The following is a 19,065-nucleotide window of genomic DNA, read 5'->3' as shown; positions in this document are numbered from 1 at the left end:
TTCATATTCTACCGGAGAATGGTAGCCAAGTCGTTTTTTGTTGTAGTTACATTGATGTGACAGGCCAAGGCGTTCGTTAGATTACGGGACGTAGAAACACATTTTTACGAATCAGCTCCACTTTCATAGTGTAGACAAGTACTCAATGTGAGCAATTTTACTTTCAAGTACAGCACATCAGAAACCCCAAATCGATCTCGTTCTGAAGGCACGGAACCGTCAATACGCAGGTTTTATCCAGACGCTAAAAACTTCCTAAACCATGGCGCTCGATGAGTTACCGTGTTAACTCGAGCTATAATACCTAGAAGCTGTTTCACAACTTCTTTAGCACGATCATCATTCAGGCTGCGTGAAAGAAGGCTCGATACATTGAGAGCTTTCTTTCCCATCGAACCACTAATCGCCGATAATTTCCAAGCCAAGCAAAAGTGCGCTCTACTTTCCAGCGACGGTCGTACCTTCTCAGCTTTCTACCATCTTGCAGACGCCGCTTTTTTCCTGTTTCGACGATGTGGCAAATGAGATCAATGCCCCGCTTCTTTAACACCATTCGCAGAGGATCAGAATCTTCCGCTTTATCGTAGATCAAACGCTTCACCTTGATCTTGCCATCGGAAACATTTAACAAAGCCTCAATCAGCTTGATCTCCGCCGGTGACACTGAGCCAGCATCAGCCCGATTCGAATGCCTTCGCCATCGACGACTATCATCCACTTTGACCCCTTACCCCGCTTGTTTTTTCCAACACAGAGCCCCCTTTTTTGCTGGCGCAGAACTACCATCAGAAAACGATTCTTCCCAATTTAACCGCGACTTTTGATCCAGAACGCGAAGAAACTTACGCCAGGCCTTGAGCCATGCTCCTTGCTCTTCCCGGTCCTAAAGGCGGCGCCAGCAGGTACTCGGCGATGGGTAATGCTCAGGGTCGCGCCAGCGCGCACCAGAACGTAATACCCATAAAATGCCCTCAAAACAGACTCGATTATTGATGTGCTTGGCACCCTCCTTTGCCACGAGGCAGGCTGGGTAAACATATGTGCCCACTGTTGGTCGGTCAGTTCTGAGGTTGAACGCTTCATGGTGGAGGAGTTGATGCTGATAATTTTAATTATTATATCGGACTGAAGGTTATGAAACAGCTTTTAGGAATTTGCCAGCTCCATGATTGTTTCATCAAACTCGTCTTGCTCTACAACAGAAAAGCCGAACTTCTCGAAGAACGGCTTCATTCGATCATGCCCTTCAACATAACATACTGTAATCGAATCACAATCTTCTCTACTTTTAATTTCTTGCAAAACAAGTTCAAACGCTTTTGATCCGATACCTTGCCCCTGAAGGCTTAGGTCAATCATAAATTGATCAATAAAAATTTCCCTTGGCTTTTTTTCTTCGATATTTGGATAATACTGAATAAAACCAACAGCTTTATCTCCTCTGTAAACACCTCGATTAACGTAATAATCATAAAACTTAGACGCTGCAATAGCCTCAGAATTCAAAGCAACAAAATCCTCCTGCTCCTTTGAAATTTCTATGTCGATCATATCCACCCAATTGTCTTTGGTAATATCTCTAAGGTTAATATCCATCTATTTCCTCGTACATAGTTTTGCCTAACGCCGCTCACAGAAGCGGCCAAAAAAGTATAGTGTTTTGCACGTCCCAGCGACCAACGGGAGCGATTGCTGCGCCTTATTATACTCTAAATCCATTCTTGGTCTTCACTTGATACAGTGACATCACTTTCTAGCTCACCAGTATGTGCAGTACTAGATGGTTCTATCATCATGAAGTGAGTGTCGGGTTCTGCGCGAGGACAGTGTTCAACTCCTTTAGGCACAACAAACATATCACCAGCATCCAGTTCAATACTTTCATCACGAAGCTGTATCGTGAGATGTCCTTTAAAAACTATAAATAACTCATCTTCGTTTTCATGCTGATGCCAAATAAGTTCACCACCACCTTTAGCTATTTTTACAAGCTGACCATTAGCTTCGGCAATAATTTTAGGGGTCCACTCTTCCGTAAACAGATCAAATTTTTTGCCAATTGAAATCTTACTCATAATTTTCCTTGAAAATATAACGCCTAGATCATACGTTGCGTAAACTAAGACACGAATTATTGCTAAACTGCGAAGCAGAGCAAAACGCGTGACATGTTAGCAATCGTATGTATCGACTTTTTATGGGCATGGGCAACCTGTTTTTAAACCACCAGATCACAAGCAACTATAGGACATCCATCTTAAAGGTGATTGTTCCAGTGAAGCCCTCGGCCTGTCAACCGCATGTGTTGTTTGACTAGGAGCGTTCAAAACAAGCCTGTTTGATGCGTATTTACGCATGATTGTCTTGTTGAGCGCGTAGGTTGCTCCGAGCGCGGATGTCTCTGGCCACTCCTCAGCGATCGAGGAGCCAGACTGATCGGTTGAGTAAGGAACGGCAGCGGCTGATTCTAGGCGAGCGCTGATAATTCAGCGTTTCACATTCCTGGCGCAATCTTTCTTCACTGCCGGCAAAGGTATGGAAGCAGCCTTCGAAATGTTGAGTCATTTCCAACCATTAAGCATCATCAATACCTAAACGATTAAGAATTTCTGCCGTATTTTGGGCAATGGCTCCGCGCTTATCATGCCTAATAATACGGCCAGTCCAGTCAACCAGTTCGCGATAATTCGTAAGTTTCATTTGAATACCTAGCGGTATATTTTGGCGCGGGTTACCCACGAAGGACAATAATTCCCTAGGTTGTTGCTTAGGATGGTTGGGCTGCCTGCTGACTTTAACTTTTTCTATGCGAAGCTTAATCGAGGTGTGGGCTGACTTTTCAGGTGTCGCAGCCATCTTGGCACGTACGGGGTTGAGGTCGACATAGGCCATGCACGCCGCCAGCGCGGCTTCATCCAAGAGTGCTTGAGATTTAAACCGCCCTCCCAAAAGCGGCCTGAGCACTGATCTTCCTGATTGGCTTCTCGTGCAATGGCTTCATTCAGTACTCTCATAAACCAACTAATACTCGACAGTCGTGAGCGCCATTCGTCCACATAAGTTCGCAGACGGTTTTGTTCGGCGACTCCCAGCTCGTCACCGTTTATGAAACGCTGAGACAGCATATTGCCACGAAAAAGCGTGTGCTATCGCTCTATCACTTCCGTATCGTTCCAGCTATTGGCCCTCTCAACATCGATAAATAGAACTGCATGATAGTGGTTGCTCATGATGGCGTAGGCCGCCACGTCAACGGCAAACACTTCTGGCAAAAACAATAACTTATCTTCCAGCCAGCCACGGCGATGCTCGTAGCACTGGCCAGTGTTATGATCCGTACCGCACAAAAACGCGCATTGCACGCAGCGTGATACGCAGTGGTAATCGGGCGTGGTTTCTAATGAGACCTGTTGTTTTCTGGGCTTGGGTATGATTTTGCTCCCACTTTGCGGTGCAGATGCCCAGCCTAGCTGCTGTGGAAGTGATTTCCATCGGGGTGTTAGGTTAGGGTGGGAGTTGAGATGGGTGTCTTAATTGTTTTAACACAAGCAAAACATGCAATACGCAAAAAGGCCTTTCCATTTCTTTGTAGAACTCAAGAATAAGAGGGATTTCTCTAGCTTTACTGCCAATGAGTAAACGAGAAAATTTGGGGTATTCCTCTACCTTATAGAGATCATCCAAGAACAAATCTTCTTGATTATCTAAACACCAAATATTAAATAACATAACGACCTATGTTTGGCACTTAACACCCCACCAAGAGGCAATAAAATAGCCGGTTAAAATTTGCGAGACACGAGCAAAAACCAACTATTTTTCCTTATTTAATGATTTTCTAGTTCACTTTGCCTCTATATTCAGCGATTGTCGGTGCATTAAAAATAGACCATTTCTTTTCTTGCTTATTTTTTTTGTTGCAGGATCCACAAATACTTGAGTAATCCCAGAATGATCAAACATCTTAGGGTCTAAAGGTCTTTTTGCATAAGGATTGTGAAAGACAAATAAACCATCTCTAATACTTTCTGAGGCTGAAATTTTACAGATAGGACCTTGCTTTTCTTCTGACCACCATACAGTACTTACAAATCTTGAATCACTACTAGTTGTCATACTCTCAACTTTCCCCCAAGTAGCAGTAGTACTCAGAACAATTGCACTGACTTCAGAAAGACTGTCATCTTCAAATAACCCTAACTCAACCTCAGAACCATTATCTTTTTCTACAAAGCCTAACTTAACATCAGGTGGGCCATTTGGATACAAGTGGGGGTTATCATTATAAGCATCCTCATCAACATAAAAATCATATAACAGAGCCATTATTGGCGTTTCACATTGTACATTAAAATGGGGTTGCTCGAACGGCGCCACAGCTATGACAAAAGGATTTCCTTTGACATGCTCAAGTTTAGAATATTTATCTTTATACTTTCGATATTTTGAAATGATGGAGTTTGAGAGACGGATGATGGATTCCATATTCATTTCTCGGAACCTTGTAGGTGGTTCTTCTTTTAAATCCTTTTCCCATTCAGGGGTTTTACCCAATGCAGCAGCAGCTATAGTTGCTTCTATTACAACTTCTTTCCCATTGTATTCGACCATGAAATCTGGAGAAGAATACTCCCAATTCATTGGAATACCAACTTCCTTAAAAAGTGCATAAAGATATATTTCCCAAAAGCTCGAATTAAAAGTGGTTTGAAATTCGATTACAAACTTATTATCTCGGTCTGGAAAACCATCGCACCACCTTAGTAACTCTTGACGGTCAGCTTCTTTTGACTTTCGGAGTATTGAAATAAAGTTTCTGTGAAGCTTCTCTTCCTCGACAGCTTGTTTAAATAAATCCATTGGTTCAGATATTCCCTAGTGAGCTAACGATTCAATAACCGGCGCAGCTTTGCTTCGTCCGGCGCCGTAGGCGCGAAGTTGATTGACTTGTTAAGTGCAGACTGTGAAATCATGCGATGAATCCATCCCCTCTTGAATCCGAGTTAACAAATCATCGGATGAACAAAATATATCTATACCCCACGCTTCATCCAAGTTTATATCAATAGCGCCACTTTCTAGGTGGTATGTAATATAAATATCGGCCAAAGCAGCTGGCGTAGGAAGCCTTTCTTTATTTTCAATTGAGCCATCGAACACCTTTTCAATGACGTCGCAGCACTTTGAAAAGGTACTCCAATCATTTTCATGGAGCCCTAAACTCTTTTTACCTTTGTGTTCTACGAGCTTAACTTTGATCATACGTAGCACTTAACATCTATGGACACCCCTCATTGTGCAAGCAAAAAAATCAGTCTTTGGTGTAGTGCAGCCATCTATTCGGATTCTGTCTGACCCTTCGGTCACATCCTGGATGAACTCCGCCAATCTGGCTCTTATCAGCTTATCGTTCTCGAAGAACGTAGTTAGGTACAGAGTGCCCAGATTGTGGTTCTACCTTTTTGACATCATTTCTTACTCACGCAACTACCGTGGTACCTTCAAATCTGATGCATTTCTGTTCTCTGCTGAGCACAGCCCAAGCAGTTCTCGCCAGTTTGTTTGCCAATGCAACGATCACAACATTACGGTGCCGACGTTTCATCAAGCTGTCTAGCCATTCTACCGGAGCATTATTCCTGTTCATATGTCGAATTACAGCTCTGGCCCCATGAATCAGCATTTTTCGGATGTAGGCGTCGCCTCTTTTGCTCATGCCTTGTAGATTCTGCTTACCACCGCTTGAGTGCTGCCTTGGGACCAAGCCGAGCCAGGCAGAAAACTCTCTGCCGGATTTGAACTCTCTAGCATTCCCCACACTGGCTACAATGGCAGACGCTGCCAAACGCCCCACCCCAGGAATTTCTATCAAGCGTTTACAGCGATCATCCAATTTATTCTGAGCATTGATTTCTTCGTCAACAAAAGCAAGCTCGGTTTCAACATGATTCATGTCGATCCAGCATCCTCATAACCAGGCGCTTAAGCACATCAGGAAATTTTTGCTCGAAATCACCATAAGAATGCGACAACCATGCTTTTAACTTTGTAGGCCCAGCTGGTATTGCGATGCCAAATTCAGAAAAGGCTGATCGAATTCTATTAATAACGGCGGTTCGTTCCTTTATAAGTCCTTCTCGCTCTCGATGCAGCAGCAGAAGTGCTTGTTGCTCGGGGCTCTTTATTGGAACAAACCTCATCGTTGGCCTGGCAACAGCTTCGCAGATGGCTTCCGCGTCGGCCTGATCTGTTTTATTGGTTTTAACATAAGGCTTCACGAACTGGGGCGGAATTAACTTCACTTTATGGCCAAGCTCTCTTATTTCCCTTGCCCAATAATGGGAGCCGCCACACGCTTCCATTCCTACTAGGCATCGGGGGATTTTTCCCATGAATGGCAGTAGCTGGTTACGTCTAACTTTCTTCCTGACCAAGCATTTTTCATTTTGGTCGCTACCGTGAATCTGAATAACTGACTTCGCGAGATCAATTCCGATGATTGCCAGCTGTTCCATATCAACCTCCCATCGAATACCCGTTTTTTACAGTTTAGGGAAGGGGTGTCCATTTCATTAGCTTAATAGTGTGCGTGCCTGTTTTTCTAGCTAGAACCATTCGAGGCATCTCTTCCAAGCCATTGATTTAACATTGGATGTCCTCCTTTCTTTCACATTCTTTCCTGGAAAAGCGTGCTCGCCTAATATCCACGCCTCAAAGCTCTGGCACTCAAGATCTAATACACTGATTTCTCTGGCGTTTAAGCTACCACCCCGTGGAAATACAGGCAAGCCAACCGGGAAAGCGTGCCAGGCTTCTGTGTCATTGCGTGAAATACCGGTTGGATATCCATATGCCTACCTCAGTCGGTGCAGAGCCGCTTCTTACCCTAGCGCCACCTCCTCTCTAAGCCTTGAACTCATTCTCGCGCCCAAGCTGTCCGCGCCTTAGCAGGCCACCTGAGTTGTTAATGGCTGTGCCCGCAGGCGCTGCCAGGACGGCAGCGCCAGTCAACATCCTGCCGGGATGCAGGCTGTTGGCGTTGCGGCGACCACAGCATTGGCAACGAAGGGATCATGGCCTGCGCAGCGCAGAGCAGGGAGTTCGCCCGCCCGGCGTGAGGGATAAGGTCCCTCAAGGAGGGCAAAGGGCTTAAAATGAAAAGAAACGCATCGTGCGCGAGCCCGATCCAATGCTCACTTATTATTTGTAAGCTGCGCTTGTCGAGTGCGACTCCGCTCAGCGTACTAAAAAACTAAACCAGCCCCTAATCCCCCCACCATTTCACGCAATAAAAAACCCGCTGCACTTTCATGCTGCGGGTTTCTTTAACCACTTAACTTAAACGCTGAATCAGTTGATTTTCGCGTCCAGCTCACCGGTCAGGTAACGCTCGTACATGGTATCCAGCGATTGTGCTTTGATCTTAGAGGCATTGCCTGCCGTACCAAAGGCTTCGTAACGTGCGATACAGATATCCGTCATGGCTTTCATTGAAGCAATCAGATATTTGCGTGGATCAAATTCGGATTTGTTTTCCGCCAGGAAGCGACGCACGGCACCGGTTGAGGCCAAGCGCAGGTCGGTATCGATGTTGACCTTGCGCACGCCGTATTTAATGCCTTCCACGATTTGCTCAACCGGCACACCGTAGGTTTCCGGAATTTCACCGCCAAACTCGTTAATCACCGCCAGCCACTCTTGCGGCACAGACGAAGAACCGTGCATCACCAGGTGGGTATTAGGAATGCGCTTGTGGATCTCTTTGATGCGGTCGATGGCCAGAATGTCGCCCGTCGGTGGACGAGTGAACTTGTACGCACCGTGCGAGGTACCGCAAGCAATCGCCAGAGCATCGACGTTGGTTTGCTTAACGAAGTCCGCTGCTTCTTCTGGATCGGTCAGCATCTGGTCGTGGCTTAAGGTGCCTTCGGCGCCAATGCCGTCTTCTTCACCGGCTTGTCCGGTTTCCAGCGAGCCCAAACAGCCCAGCTCACCTTCTACCGACACACCACAAGCGTGGGCCATGTCGACGGTGCGCTTGGTCACGTCAACATTGTATTCGTAGCTGGTTGGCGTTTTGCCGTCTTCGCCCAATGAGCCGTCCATCATCACTGAGCTAAAGCCCAGCTGGATAGAACGCTGACACACCGCTGGTGAAGTGCCGTGGTCTTGGTGCATGCACACAGGAATGTGCGGGAACTCTTCAATTGCGGCCAGAATCAAGTGGCGCAGGAAGGGCGCACCGGCGTATTTGCGCGCACCGGCAGAGGCCTGCACGATCACTGGCGAGTCGGTTTTGTCGGCCGCTTCCATGATGGCACGCATCTGCTCCAGGTTGTTAACGTTAAACGCTGGTACGCCGTAACCATGCTCGGCGGCGTGGTCCAGCATCTGACGCATGCTGATCAAAGCCATGAAGTTCACCTTAATTTGGGTAGATAGAATGGGCGCTATTCTAGCGATTTCTCCGCCTTAGCGAAACACGCACAGCACACGGCTCAGCGCACAGGCTGATGGGCTGCATCCGGCACTCGCTTACCACAGCCAACGCTGGGCAGTAGCGGCATCAGACAACAAGCGAGTAGCGCAGCGCCACTCACCTGTATTGAGTTGGTAGGCGCCCTCACCAGGGGGCGCCCAAGCCCAAACCTACTGTTTATCGCCGCTGTTGTTGTTCAAAGAAGCCAGACGCTGATCGCGCTGTTGCTTCATGGTGCCAGGCATCTTGTTGTGGGTTTCTCGCAGCTCGTTGTATTGGGCGCCAAAGTTACCCACCATTTTGGCGGTAAAGAAGCTGCGATACGCCACGCCTAGAATGCCCGGCATCAGGTAACCAGGGGCTTTCAACATGGAGTTGCGACCCAAGCTGCGCGCCATTTCCATGCTCTTTTGGGCGGTGAGATCCTTACTGTGCTGCTGCAAGGTATCGCCATCGTGTTGAAAAGCATCGTATTGACCCTTAGCTTTTTGCACCTTGGCGACGGTTTGTTTCGCCTGTTTGAGCGGGTCATTCATAAACTCTTGCACGGCATTTTTGGCGCTTTGCTTCAGCGCCTCGCCCATGTCTTCACGCTTTTGCGCGGTGGTGGTCTTCCAGGCGTATTGGCCGGTTTTCCACATGTCCATGTCCAACTTGGGCATCTGCCACTGGCGCGCATCAAAGGACTGCCAGTAGTGCTGATCAAACGGCTTTTGCATGCTGCGATCCAATTGAGTGCCGTAGTGCTGGCCTTGCTGCGAATGATACTCGCGCTTTTGCTGTGGGTTGTGCTCGCTGTATTTGCGGCCGACATTTTCCAACAGGCCACCCAGCAGCAAACTGCCGGTGTACTGCATCGCTTTTCTTCCAAAGTGCGCCATCTTATTCCTCCTGCCCTCACGGTGTGGACAAGGTAATGGCAAGGATCGGGCCAAGCGCACAGTCGCCGCCAGGCCACAACTTAGAGCGCAGGCGGTGCTTATGCAGACCATGAACGGGTCAAACAGCACCCACTTGAGCATCAATGAGGGTCAAAAAACACCATTGGCATTGCGCACCTGGCCACCGGTGAGCAGGCCATACAAGCGCATCGACATGCTCAACCCTTGCACGGCGTCCCAATGTTCGACCAAACGGCCATCCTCCACCATCCAGATATCGACAATGTTCAGCCCTTGGCTGTCGTCGCCACGATGCTTGGCCTTTAGCGTGGCGTGCGAATGCAGGATGACCTGATCGCCATCGACCAGCACGCGTTTAACCTCGTAACTAAACTCCGGCGCGGTTTTGACCAAAGCTCGCAGCGTGGCCACCACCCCACCAATGCCATCCGCAATGGTGCGATTGTGCTGTCGATACGGTTGCTCGCCAAAGCGGGCCAGCACTTCATCAAAGCGGTGGTCGTTCATGATCAATTGCACAAAATCGAGCACCGCCTCGGCGTTGGCGCGCTCGGTATCGCTCCAGTGCGGGCGCATCAGTGGCTGTCGTTGAATGCGTGGGGCTGTCATGGGGTCTCCTCGGCGAGTGCGATCGCCTCCTGGTTCAAATTATTTAGCTTTCAGATTGCAAGCTAAACCAATGGATTGCAAAACGCAAGTAATCTACGATAATGATCGAATCCGGCCCGCCAACCGTGTTGGCAGGGAATTGACCTCATCGACGCAGCTGCACCAGAGGACCGCATGCCCAGACGCTCAGATTGCCCCATCTCCAATGTGCTCGATCATGTCGGCGACAAATGGAGTCTGCTCATACTCAGAGATCTGATGTTTTTTGCTAAGCACAGCTACTCCGAGCTGCAGAATTCAGACGAACGCATCGCCAGTAACATCTTGTCCGCACGTTTAACACAGCTGGAAAAAGACGGGCTGATTCAAAAACGCACCGACCCAAACGACAAACGCAAGCGTGTGTATGCCCTCACTAAGGCCGGTAAAGATATGCTGCCGATTTTGCTGGAAATGATTGCCTGGAGTGGCGTGCATGATCCAAATACCAATGCACCAAAAACATTGCTGCAACGAATTCGACACGATCGTACAGCGCTCATTGACGAGCTTAGGCAACAGAGTTCGGGCACTTAAACTCGGGTAACTAAATTCGGGTAACTCGATTCGGGCAACTAGACTCAGCAGCGAAAGAATTCGGTACTGGCTCTGCGCGAATGCAGCAGGCTTTCAGCACAAGTCGAAAACAGGAAAAGGTCAGTCCTTTTAACATCACCAACAAGGTTATGGAGGCTGCCAACAGCGCCTTATGCAGATCGCCAGAGCAGGTACAGAATTGAGACGCTCTAGCCACAGCAATGCGTGAGCGAATCATTTCGCTAAAAATAAAACCATAGTTCCAATTTATTTTTATCAGTAAATACAGCCCGAAAAAAGAGCGGCATGTGCCACTTTCATCTCTCACCAAGCATTGCCGTCAATCACTAACAAACGTGGATTTTTTAATCCGTTAAAAGCACCAACAAATGTGATCTGACGCAAGGAATCACACCTTCCCTTTAACTAATTTGTCATCAAGGCAATTTAGCTTTGCCCATCTGACACAAGTCAGCGTCAGATAGGCCAATCGCCTTAGGAATAAAAAACACAGGAAGGAAGTTATGAAAAAGACACTGCTCGCAGCGCTGGTTTCTGGTGCTTTATTATCTCAAACCTCACACGCACAACTGGCCGGTGCCGAGTACGATAACGCGTTAGACATGGCAAACCTCAGCAGTCGGGTATACGACGACTTATGGGACAAAGCCATTGATGTGATTGCGCCGTACCTATTTACCGACATCGATTTTGAGGGCAATACCGAAGAGTATGTTGTTGTACGCAGCTATACCGAAACCTGGGATGGATTCGATGCCAAGCTGTATTACAACACCGATACCGGCGACTACGTGATGGCGTTCCGCGGCACTCAGGTATTTAGTGTCGCCGACTGGATGACCGACATTGCCCAGATTCTGAACGACTACATCCGAGTCGATATCTCGCAATATGAGCAGGCCGTTGCCATCGCGCACGAATTAAAAGCGCAATACGGCGATAAACTGCAGTTCACGGGCCACAGTTTAGGCGGTGGTTTGGCACAAGTGGCTGGTTTGGCCACCGCAACGCCGACGGTATGCTTTGAAGCAGCAGGCATCACACCAGATACCTATGAAGATTTGGGCATCAGCCAGCAAATGATCGCCGATAACAGTCAGTACATTACCCATGTGAATGTGCAGTTTGATCCACTGTCAGACTTTGACGGCAAAATGAATAATGAAGCGCCATTTTACAACACTCTGCAGCACGGCGGTAAAACCGTGTGGCTGGATAATATGATCGGCACTGGCGGTAAAGCGAACCCGCTGCGCGTGGTGAATCATTTTTATCACACGTTTGTGTACAAGCTGACCAACAAAGACTTTTTGGATTAACCTTACCTCGGCGACAGTGCTGCTATACAGCACTGTCGCTTTTTATCATGGCGATGGTTAGAAGCTGTTTCATAACCTTCAGTCCGATATAATAATCAAAACTATCAGCTTCAACTCCTCCACCATGAAACGTTCAACCTCAGAACTGACCGACCAACAGTGGGCACACATTGAGCCTTGTTTACCCAGCCTGCCTCGTGGCAAAGGGGGTCCCAAACCTATCAGCAATCGAGCCTGTTTCGAGGGCATTTTATGGGTCTTACGTTCAGGTGCGCGCTGGCGTGATCTACCCGAGCGCTATCCTTCACCGAGTACCTGCTGGCGCCGCCTTCAGTACTGGGAAGAGCAAGGTGCATGGGTCAAAGCCTGGCGTAAGCTTCTTCGCGTTCTGGATCAACAGTCGCGGTTAAATTGGGAAGAATCGTTTTCTGATGGTAGTTTTGCACCCGCAAAAAAAGGGGCCTCGGTGTTGGAAAAACCAAGCGTGGTAAGGGGTCGAAGCGGATGATAGTCGTCGATGGCGAAGGCATTCCAATCGGGCTGACACTTGGCTCAGCGTCACCGGCGGAGGTCAATCTGATTGAGGCTTTGTTAAATGTTTCCTATGGCAAGAGCAAGGTGAAGCGTTTGATTTACGATAAAGCGGCAGACTCTGATCCTCTGCGAATGGCGTTAAAGAAACGGGGCGTTGATCTCATTTGTCCACATCGTCGAAACAGGAGAAAAGCGCCGCTGCAAGATGGTAGAAAGCTGAGAAGGTACGACCGTCGCTGGAAAGTAGAGCGCACTTTTGCTTGGCTTGGAAATTATCGGCGATTAGTGGTTCGATGGGAAAGAAAGCTCTCAATGTATCGAGCCTTCTTTCACGCCGCCTGCATGATGATCGTGCTAAAGAAGTTGTGAAACAGCTTCTAGTGACCTGATATGGTTTTATGACCCAATACAGGTTATTTCGTCGAGGCCATCAGCGACGCTAGGTAGGTAGCATTGTTTTCTTGCCCAGCATTCACAGCGTAGTCATAGGCACGGTTGCCTAATGCATCCGTTAACGTTACATCTGCCCCTCTTGCTATCAGCAGCTTAATCATTGCCACATCGGCGTGCTGGGCGGCATGCATCAATGGCGTTCGTTGCCACTGCTCAATTGCAAAACAATGGGATCGATTGTCGTTCTGATTGGCTAATTGGTAGCCATGATTGATCTTAGCGCCAGTATCCAACAGCTGTGTGACGCTCTCCGGCTGGTTGGCTTCTATCGCGTAGTACAACGCCGTCTTACCAAAGTCATTTTGTTGATTAGGGTCAAAACCCGCATTCAGTAGCAACTGCAACACAGCGGGTGCAGCGACAGCGTTAGATAAAATACTTTCTGCACGTTTGGAGTAGTGGACGCTTTTGATTAACCGTAATGCACTCTGCAACAGCTTGATATCTGCCTGATGTACCACCAAACGCCGTAAGCTGTTCAGTTGTTGAGCTGCAGAAGCGGCAGCAAACGCGTCCAGGAAATCGTCAGAGCGACCATGAATGGCGTCCTCGGTACCATCTACCAGGTCTTCTTGCACAAAATATGGGACTCCGCCGAACGCCCAGCGTGAGATCTCTCGCATTGCTTTGTTCACGTACTCGCCAGCGTCTGACTCAGCCATGTTGTATTGCTGCTGATACCAAGCAGCCAACTGCTTTTCAGCCGATGCTTGCTGAGATTGAAACTCAGAATATAGCGAGCGCGTATAGGGACTTTGATAACTCCACTGGTTAAAATACTTGTCTTTGCTCTCATCCGCTGGGTAATCGGCAAACCCTTGGGGAAAATAGCCTAAGTGCGCTAAGTCAAAAAGAAAGTAGCGCCGCTGTGCTGATGCTAACGATCCACTGCAATACCAAGGCAGCTGCGCTTCACCGTTACGTACCGTATTCGCGACTTTTAATAGTGGCTGCATAAAAGAAAGCTGAGAAATACTTCGCGCGCATTCATAGTCGACTTCTATTGGGGAATGGCGCCCAGAACCTAAGTCCAGCCTCACAAAAACCTGCTGTGGAGGCGTTGCATCTCATCGCAAGTAATGACCTTATCATCCAGCGGACCAGTACGACCATTAATATGAAACGGATACCCTGTTGCTTGTGATCCATGCATCAGGTGCTCGCCATACCAGCGTCCTTGTAGCCAGCTAATCTCTCCACTAGAAAATTGAACGCTACCGACGAAGGTTTCTTTGATATGTTCATTACCGACTGTTTTCAGAGTGAGCTCACCGTCATTGAGCTGTCCTACCAGAGCAATAGGCTCACTGGTGCGGGTATAAAAGTAATGACCAGTAATGCCCTCGGATTCTGTTGTATTGAGATGCATCTCCACTTCTGCGCCAGCGACGTTGCCCGTGCCTTGCAGCAGGATTTCGGCCGTGGTGGTTGCAGGAAAAATCAGTAACAATGCTATGGTTAACTTCAAAGACCACATCCTTAGGTCGAGAGGAAATAAAGTAAAAGCCGCTGAGCTGGATCATCATTCGGCTGCGAGTTGGCTTTCGATAGGAAGATCGCATCCTAGCAGCACATAGAACCAGCACATGTGCATAGAAAGGTCACGAATTCTACCGTAATGGCTAAGGCCTGTTAACACTATTTCGATCACGTTGTTATGAGCTGCCCCCACTCGATCAAGGCGCGCAGATGGATGCTTAACGCGTTAAATGAAGGATGAGCAACACAGATTGAGGGCTGTTCAGCCATCCCCCGAAGGGCAGGAGCCCGTTTTTCACTAAACCGCGTTATTCGTTGCTTATTAAATCCGTTAAATCCGCTCTACATGCCTTACTCAAGAAAAACTGACTTCAAGCAGCAAAGAGCAAACTAGTGTTAACAGCCCGAGTCGAAAATCAAGCTCTGCCTGCCACGGGAAGCTTCTACGGCCAGAGTCATAGCCGCCGTACTGGGCCTTTCAGTCGTGTGCCTGAATATGCAATGCTGTGACCTATGCATTGATTACCCGGTGATTGACAATGGCGCGCTCAAGGCAAAACACTCTCCTCCCACCCGTAACGCTCACGGCCGATCAACAGCCGCGCCGTATAGGTGTGGAAGTGGAATTCGCTGGGTTGCCGGTCGAGACAATTTTAGCGGTACTGCAAGACTGCTATGGCGGAGACGTCATCAAGCATAATCAGTTTGAGTATGAACTCGTCAATAGCCAGCTGGGCACATTTCTACTGGAGCTGGATGCACAGCAGCTGAAACAACTTGCTCAATCTTATGAGAGCGGTCGTGCAGATAACCCAGATACCCTGCTAGAAGATATGTCGATGGAGCTGCTCTCGTTGGCAGCTGAGCAATTTGTTCCTTGGGAAATTGTTACCTCCCCCATTACACTTGAGGACTTGCACCGCTTAGATGAAATGACCCGTAAATTGCGCCAGCGCGGCGCCAAAGGAACACGGGAATCGCTGCGTTTCGCTTTTGGTGTACATCTGAATATGGAGCTACCGGCGCTGGATGCCGAAACCATTTTGGCGTATATGCGCGCCTATTTTTGCCTTTATGATTGGATCGTCTGGAAGGAAGATATTGACTTAGTACGACGGGTGACGCCCTACATCAACCATTTTCCTCAAGCGTACATCGAAAAGGTCATTCACCTTAGCTATCGGCCCACGTTGGAACAATTGATAGACGATTATTTACTCGCCAATCCTACGCGCAACCGCAGCCTTGATATGCTGCCATTATTTATGCACTTGGATGCAGAACGAGTGCGCCGAACGATTACCGACAAACGTGTCACAGCCCGGCCAACCCTGCACTACCGCTTACCTAATTGCGATATCGACAATCCCAATTGGAGCATCGATAACATATGGCGTGAATGGCTACAAGTCGAGTGGCTGGCGAGTGATGCGCAACAGCTCGACAAACTGTGCCGCATTTTTCGCTTAGAGCTGCAGCGCTTAACGCGCTTTATGGACAACGACTGGGCCGAACAATGCCAGCATTGGCTGGTCGACCTGGACTCTCAACAATAGGCTGAAACCATATGCCAGCAGAAACGCCGGTTGTTGCTATCACAGGCCCCGTCAAACGCTTAAAAACAGCGTGGTGGGCAACCTCGTTACTGGTACGCCTCCACGGCCTCAAGGCCCGCTACGTCACGGCTGCTAACCCCAACATCAGTGGCAATATTCGTGGTGTCATCCTTTGCGGCGGCAATGATATCGAACCAGAGCACTACGGCATGACCGGCGATGCCGGAGCCGACTATGACCCTGAACGTGATCGCCTAGAAATGGACGTCGCACGCCGGGCTTTGCAAGCAAACATCCCTATTTTAGGCATTTGCCGTGGCTCGCAATTATTGAATATTGTGCAAGGAGGTAGCTTGTACCAGGATATTCGCCCACTACGCAAGGTGACTCCTAACCGCAATAGCATTCTGCCGATCAAATGGGTCGATTTTGACGAAAGTGCACGCCTTGTCGATGTTTATGGTCGCCATACCATCAAAATAAACAGTTTGCATAATCAGGCCATCGACAAAATAGCCGAGCCGCTAACCGCAGTTGGCTGGGATGCCGATGGTTTTATCCAGGCGTTTGAAAACACCTCTGCTTTATTTCAGGTCGGCGTGCAGTGGCACCCCGAATACCTGCTGCTATCGTCCTTACATCGACGACTATTTACCGCCTTTTGCGACGTTGTGAAACAGACTGACAGCCTACTGTATCGACTATGAGCTATTTACTGCTGTTTGCCAGTGCATTTCTAGCAGCGACAGTACTGCCCTTCTATTCAGAAGCGGTGTTGGTGTCCATGATGATGGGGGGCCATCATCACGGGCTTTTATGGCTGAGCGCAACACTCGGCAACACCTTAGGAGCGGGGGTGAACTGGTGGTTGGGGCGCTACTTATTGCATTTTCAAGATCGGCGTTGGTTTCCTGTATCGAAACAGCAACTGGAGAAAAGCCAATATTACTTTAAGCTCTACGGTGTATGGAGCTTGCTGTTTTCTTGGATGCCGGTTGGTGGTGATGCCCTAACCTTAGTGGCTGGCATTATGCGGGTAAATTTTTGGCTATTTTTTATTCTAGTGTTAATCGGCAAGGGGGTACGCTACTACGTGGTCATGCTGCTGGCTCAGGCGACCCTAACCGGGTCGCTATAAATCATGAGCACCGTCACCGCAGATTCAAGGCAAAGCAGTTCACTGCAAAAAACGCTTTCACAGTGAACCATCATTACGGTCTATGCACTTTTTCTGGCAATTACCAAACCATGATTGCTGGAGCCCAATAAGCTCGACTCATGGCAATGCTGCAAGTGCTGCTGCAACCAAGCCTGATACTGCTCTGGGCTAAAGTGATTCACACTTTCAGCCAAATAACGTACGTAGCCGTCGGTTGCGACGTGATTTTCAAGCCTAAAGCCTACCTGCGTTACCCAACCTTCCGCTTCCGCTGGAGTCGAAAAGTAGCCGACTCGGAAGAAACTGTCGGCTTCGGTCGCCGATACCGTGCCCTGCTGTAGCAGCTCATTTAGCACAGCAGGCGTCATCAATCTCGGCCAGTGTTTGGCAAATAAGCCAGCCACAAAAAAGCGCGAAATATACGCCACGGCTAAAATACCACCTGGCTTCAGTATGCGCTTGGCCTCAGCAATGGCCTGGTTACGCTGCTCCACTGTGGTTAAGTGGTACATAGGGCCAAGCATTAAGCAAACGTCCTGGGAGGCATCGCCAATGAAGCTAACATCACACGCATCGCCTTCATACATGGTCAGCGTCAACTGACGCTCTTTTGCCTGTTGGCGCATCAGCTCCACTTGCTCGGGCGCCAACTCCACCGCAGTCACATCACAGCCCTGCTCGGCAAACGCCAGCGCATAGCGGCCTGTCGCAGCGCCTAACTCACACAGTTTTTTACCCGCTTTCCAATACGGCTTCAGTACATGCATGGTGGTATCGTATTCAATTTGAGCGATGTACTGACGTGTCAGGCGCGAGTCTTCGTCAGCACCTGTGTATTGGGCAATGAGTTCTTCCACTGTGGGTTACTTCCTATTTATATAAATCGATGTTTGCCGAAATATTTGGTAAGCCATCGACTATATCAGAAAATTTCTGCAACAATCACTGCCTGTCTTTTGCAGTAAACTCTTCACGGGTAATGCGATAAATATCGCACTCGATATTCTTCACTATTTGACGGTGGCTAAAGCTCTCACCTAAGCGCAGAGCGACATTCTTTGATGCTTGGTTTTCAGGATGAATCACACTGATAATGGATTCTGTATCCAAATTCTGAAAACCCCAGGCCAGCGATGCACGAGCAGCTTCGGTGGCGTAACCCTGACCCCAATGGCTGGGGGCAATGCCCCAACCAATTTCCAACCCAGGCCAGCCGTGCGGCTGCCATAAGCCAACTCGCCCAATAAACTCACCGGTATGCGTTATTTCTACCGCCCAAAAACCATAACCTTTTAGTGCCCAATGACCGGCTAATACCGCCAGCACACGCCAACTGTCTTCCGCCGATAAGGTTTGTCCGCCCAAATAGCGCACAAATTCTTCATCGGCATTTAACGCCGCCAGCGCCTCGGCATCCGACTGTCGCCAAGGGCGTAGCGTTAATCGTTCGGTGACCAACACAGGTACGTTGCCGGGCCTATCTGTCTGGCCATGCCCCGGACGGCGTCGTTGCAGCAATACATTACCGTTGGCCTGTAGCCCTACAGAGTGCCAACCATTGGCCAAATACAGCTGCTCTGCACGCGTGTCAGGCTCGGTACACAGTTGAATCAAGCGCTCTCCTTGGGAAAATAGCCAATCAACCATCGTTTTTAGCAACGCCTTGCCATAACCCTTGCCCTCGTGCAGCGGATCAACAAACAACGCCCAAATCGACGCGCGATGTTGATTAGCAATACCAAAGCCCAAAATATTGCCACGATCTTCCACAACCCAGCCGCGACCCGGATACTCTATTTCTTGGATGTAATCATCCTCAGTTATCACGCTGCTGGTTAGCTTATTTTGTGTCACCGCCATACGGATGCGGTGCATGGCTGCAATGTCGTGACGAGATGCTGGGCGAATATTCATGGTTAAAATCCGGGTGGTGATGACGCGCGAGTCTATACGCTACGGGAGCGCTCTTGTATGGCAT

At 48.7% G+C, this 19,065-nt stretch carries 21 protein-coding genes and 2 pseudogenes; 7 read left to right on the top strand and 16 right to left on the bottom strand.

Annotated features, from left to right (window positions below; genetic code table 11):
• Positions 1-343: 343 nt before the first annotated feature.
• The 12 genes and pseudogenes from CHH28_RS07115 to CHH28_RS07065 form a co-directional block, all read right to left on the bottom strand.
• Positions 344-664 (bottom strand): transposase, encoded by a 321-nt coding sequence (locus tag CHH28_RS07115; protein WP_094059648.1) that lies wholly within the window; start codon positions 662-664, stop codon positions 344-346.
• Between the two features lie 219 nt (positions 665-883).
• Complete coding sequence (locus CHH28_RS20565) at positions 884-1,018, bottom strand: transposase (protein ID WP_157729809.1); 135 nt, start codon at positions 1,016-1,018, stop codon at positions 884-886.
• Between the two features lie 128 nt (positions 1,019-1,146).
• Entirely contained in the window at positions 1,147-1,596 is a 450-nt protein-coding gene (locus CHH28_RS07105) for a GNAT family N-acetyltransferase (protein WP_094059646.1), read from the bottom strand.
• A gap of 113 nt (positions 1,597-1,709) precedes the next feature.
• Positions 1,710-2,075 (bottom strand): cupin domain-containing protein, encoded by a 366-nt coding sequence (locus CHH28_RS07100; RefSeq protein ID WP_094059645.1) that lies wholly within the window; start codon positions 2,073-2,075, stop codon positions 1,710-1,712.
• A 499-nt stretch (positions 2,076-2,574) separates the two neighbouring features.
• On the bottom strand, positions 2,575-2,964 hold the full coding sequence (locus CHH28_RS20165) for a hypothetical protein (protein WP_233243786.1): 390 nt from the start codon (positions 2,962-2,964) through the stop codon (positions 2,575-2,577).
• 182 nt (positions 2,965-3,146) lie between these two features.
• Positions 3,147-3,362, bottom strand: a complete 216-nt coding sequence (locus tag CHH28_RS20160; protein ID WP_233243784.1) for a hypothetical protein — start codon at positions 3,360-3,362, stop codon at positions 3,147-3,149.
• Positions 3,363-3,843: 481 nt separating this feature from the next.
• Entirely contained in the window at positions 3,844-4,860 is a 1,017-nt protein-coding gene (locus CHH28_RS07090; RefSeq protein WP_094059644.1) for a hypothetical protein, read from the bottom strand.
• Positions 4,861-4,950: 90 nt separating this feature from the next.
• On the bottom strand, positions 4,951-5,262 hold the full coding sequence (locus CHH28_RS07085; protein WP_094059643.1) for a hypothetical protein: 312 nt from the start codon (positions 5,260-5,262) through the stop codon (positions 4,951-4,953).
• Between the two features lie 217 nt (positions 5,263-5,479).
• Positions 5,480-6,515 (bottom strand): annotated as a pseudogene (locus CHH28_RS07080) (IS110 family transposase).
• Positions 6,516-7,350: 835 nt separating this feature from the next.
• Entirely contained in the window at positions 7,351-8,415 is a 1,065-nt protein-coding gene (gene fba, locus CHH28_RS07075; protein WP_094059642.1) for a class II fructose-bisphosphate aldolase, read from the bottom strand.
• Positions 8,416-8,649: 234 nt separating this feature from the next.
• Positions 8,650-9,360, bottom strand: a complete 711-nt coding sequence (locus CHH28_RS07070; protein WP_157729808.1) for a hypothetical protein — start codon at positions 9,358-9,360, stop codon at positions 8,650-8,652.
• 150 nt (positions 9,361-9,510) lie between these two features.
• A complete protein-coding gene (locus CHH28_RS07065; RefSeq protein ID WP_094059640.1) occupies positions 9,511-9,990 on the bottom strand; it encodes a nuclear transport factor 2 family protein in 480 nt (159 codons plus the stop codon).
• A gap of 174 nt (positions 9,991-10,164) precedes the next feature.
• On the opposite strand from CHH28_RS07065, the gene CHH28_RS07060 reads away from it, so the two are divergent.
• The 4 genes and pseudogenes from CHH28_RS07060 to CHH28_RS07045 all read left to right on the top strand — a co-directional run.
• Positions 10,165-10,566: a winged helix-turn-helix transcriptional regulator gene (locus tag CHH28_RS07060; protein WP_094059639.1), complete on the top strand. Its 402-nt coding sequence runs from the start codon at positions 10,165-10,167 to the stop codon at positions 10,564-10,566.
• A 524-nt stretch (positions 10,567-11,090) separates the two neighbouring features.
• Positions 11,091-11,906 carry a lipase family protein gene (locus CHH28_RS07055; protein WP_094059638.1) on the top strand — a complete coding sequence of 272 codons (816 nt, stop codon included), beginning with the start codon at positions 11,091-11,093 and terminating at the stop codon, positions 11,904-11,906.
• A gap of 124 nt (positions 11,907-12,030) precedes the next feature.
• Positions 12,031-12,414, top strand: coding sequence for a transposase (locus CHH28_RS20560; protein WP_094058567.1), 384 nt, complete (start codon positions 12,031-12,033; stop codon positions 12,412-12,414).
• A pseudogene (locus CHH28_RS07045) lies at positions 12,381-12,809 on the top strand (IS5 family transposase); the annotation flags it as partial. The gene CHH28_RS20560 and the pseudogene CHH28_RS07045, both read left to right, overlap by 34 nt.
• 44 nt (positions 12,810-12,853) lie before the next feature.
• Here CHH28_RS07045 and CHH28_RS07040 read toward each other — a convergent pair.
• A complete protein-coding gene (locus tag CHH28_RS07040) occupies positions 12,854-13,849 on the bottom strand; it encodes an ankyrin repeat domain-containing protein (RefSeq protein WP_094059637.1) in 996 nt (331 codons plus the stop codon).
• 80 nt (positions 13,850-13,929) lie between these two features.
• On the bottom strand, positions 13,930-14,361 hold the full coding sequence (locus CHH28_RS07035; RefSeq protein WP_094059636.1) for a hypothetical protein: 432 nt from the start codon (positions 14,359-14,361) through the stop codon (positions 13,930-13,932).
• Positions 14,362-14,911: 550 nt separating this feature from the next.
• On the opposite strand from CHH28_RS07035, the gene CHH28_RS07030 reads away from it, so the two are divergent.
• The 3 genes from CHH28_RS07030 to CHH28_RS07020 are packed head-to-tail and all read left to right on the top strand — an operon-like array spanning position 14,912 to position 17,066.
• Positions 14,912-15,928 carry an amidoligase family protein gene (locus tag CHH28_RS07030; RefSeq protein ID WP_094059635.1) on the top strand — a complete coding sequence of 339 codons (1,017 nt, stop codon included), beginning with the start codon at positions 14,912-14,914 and terminating at the stop codon, positions 15,926-15,928.
• Positions 15,929-15,939: 11 nt separating this feature from the next.
• Positions 15,940-16,635 carry a gamma-glutamyl-gamma-aminobutyrate hydrolase family protein gene (locus tag CHH28_RS07025; protein ID WP_094059634.1) on the top strand — a complete coding sequence of 232 codons (696 nt, stop codon included), beginning with the start codon at positions 15,940-15,942 and terminating at the stop codon, positions 16,633-16,635.
• On the top strand, positions 16,632-17,066 hold the full coding sequence (locus CHH28_RS07020) for a YqaA family protein (protein WP_094059633.1): 435 nt from the start codon (positions 16,632-16,634) through the stop codon (positions 17,064-17,066). Before CHH28_RS07025 ends, CHH28_RS07020 begins: the two co-directional genes overlap by 4 nt.
• A gap of 80 nt (positions 17,067-17,146) precedes the next feature.
• On the opposite strand, the gene CHH28_RS07015 is transcribed toward CHH28_RS07020, so the two are convergent.
• Positions 17,147-17,944 carry a class I SAM-dependent methyltransferase gene (locus tag CHH28_RS07015; RefSeq protein WP_094059632.1) on the bottom strand — a complete coding sequence of 266 codons (798 nt, stop codon included), beginning with the start codon at positions 17,942-17,944 and terminating at the stop codon, positions 17,147-17,149.
• A gap of 85 nt (positions 17,945-18,029) precedes the next feature.
• A complete protein-coding gene (locus CHH28_RS07010) occupies positions 18,030-19,001 on the bottom strand; it encodes a GNAT family N-acetyltransferase (protein WP_094059631.1) in 972 nt (323 codons plus the stop codon).
• Positions 19,002-19,065 lie beyond the last annotated feature (64 nt).

Source organism: Bacterioplanes sanyensis, assembly GCF_002237535.1.
GTDB lineage: Bacteria > Pseudomonadota > Gammaproteobacteria > Pseudomonadales > Oceanobacteraceae > Bacterioplanes > Bacterioplanes sanyensis_A.
This window is presented reverse-complemented; position numbering and strand designations above follow the sequence as displayed.

What these genes read in the sequence shown, in the direction of transcription:
- CHH28_RS07020 (WP_094059633.1), top strand. Translation starts at nt 16,632, where the DNA reads ATGAGCTATTTACTGCTGTTTGCCAGTGCATTTCTAGCAGCGACAGTA.
- fba (WP_094059642.1), bottom strand. Translation starts at nt 8,415, where the DNA reads ATGGCTTTGATCAGCATGCGTCAGATGCTGGACCACGCCGCCGAGCAT.
- CHH28_RS07090 (WP_094059644.1), bottom strand. Translation starts at nt 4,860, where the DNA reads ATGGATTTATTTAAACAAGCTGTCGAGGAAGAGAAGCTTCACAGAAAC.
- CHH28_RS07040 (WP_094059637.1), bottom strand. Translation starts at nt 13,849, where the DNA reads ATGCAGCCACTATTAAAAGTCGCGAATACGGTACGTAACGGTGAAGCG.
- CHH28_RS07060 (WP_094059639.1), top strand. Translation starts at nt 10,165, where the DNA reads ATGCCCAGACGCTCAGATTGCCCCATCTCCAATGTGCTCGATCATGTC.
- CHH28_RS07055 (WP_094059638.1), top strand. Translation starts at nt 11,091, where the DNA reads ATGAAAAAGACACTGCTCGCAGCGCTGGTTTCTGGTGCTTTATTATCT.
- CHH28_RS07065 (WP_094059640.1), bottom strand. Translation starts at nt 9,990, where the DNA reads ATGACAGCCCCACGCATTCAACGACAGCCACTGATGCGCCCGCACTGG.
- CHH28_RS07010 (WP_094059631.1), bottom strand. Translation starts at nt 19,001, where the DNA reads ATGAATATTCGCCCAGCATCTCGTCACGACATTGCAGCCATGCACCGC.
- CHH28_RS07025 (WP_094059634.1), top strand. Translation starts at nt 15,940, where the DNA reads ATGCCAGCAGAAACGCCGGTTGTTGCTATCACAGGCCCCGTCAAACGC.
- CHH28_RS07085 (WP_094059643.1), bottom strand. Translation starts at nt 5,262, where the DNA reads ATGATCAAAGTTAAGCTCGTAGAACACAAAGGTAAAAAGAGTTTAGGG.
- CHH28_RS20560 (WP_094058567.1), top strand. Translation starts at nt 12,031, where the DNA reads ATGAAACGTTCAACCTCAGAACTGACCGACCAACAGTGGGCACACATT.
- CHH28_RS07030 (WP_094059635.1), top strand. Translation starts at nt 14,912, where the DNA reads ATGGCGCGCTCAAGGCAAAACACTCTCCTCCCACCCGTAACGCTCACG.
- CHH28_RS07100 (WP_094059645.1), bottom strand. Translation starts at nt 2,075, where the DNA reads ATGAGTAAGATTTCAATTGGCAAAAAATTTGATCTGTTTACGGAAGAG.
- CHH28_RS07070 (WP_157729808.1), bottom strand. Translation starts at nt 9,360, where the DNA reads ATGGCGCACTTTGGAAGAAAAGCGATGCAGTACACCGGCAGTTTGCTG.
- CHH28_RS07105 (WP_094059646.1), bottom strand. Translation starts at nt 1,596, where the DNA reads ATGGATATTAACCTTAGAGATATTACCAAAGACAATTGGGTGGATATG.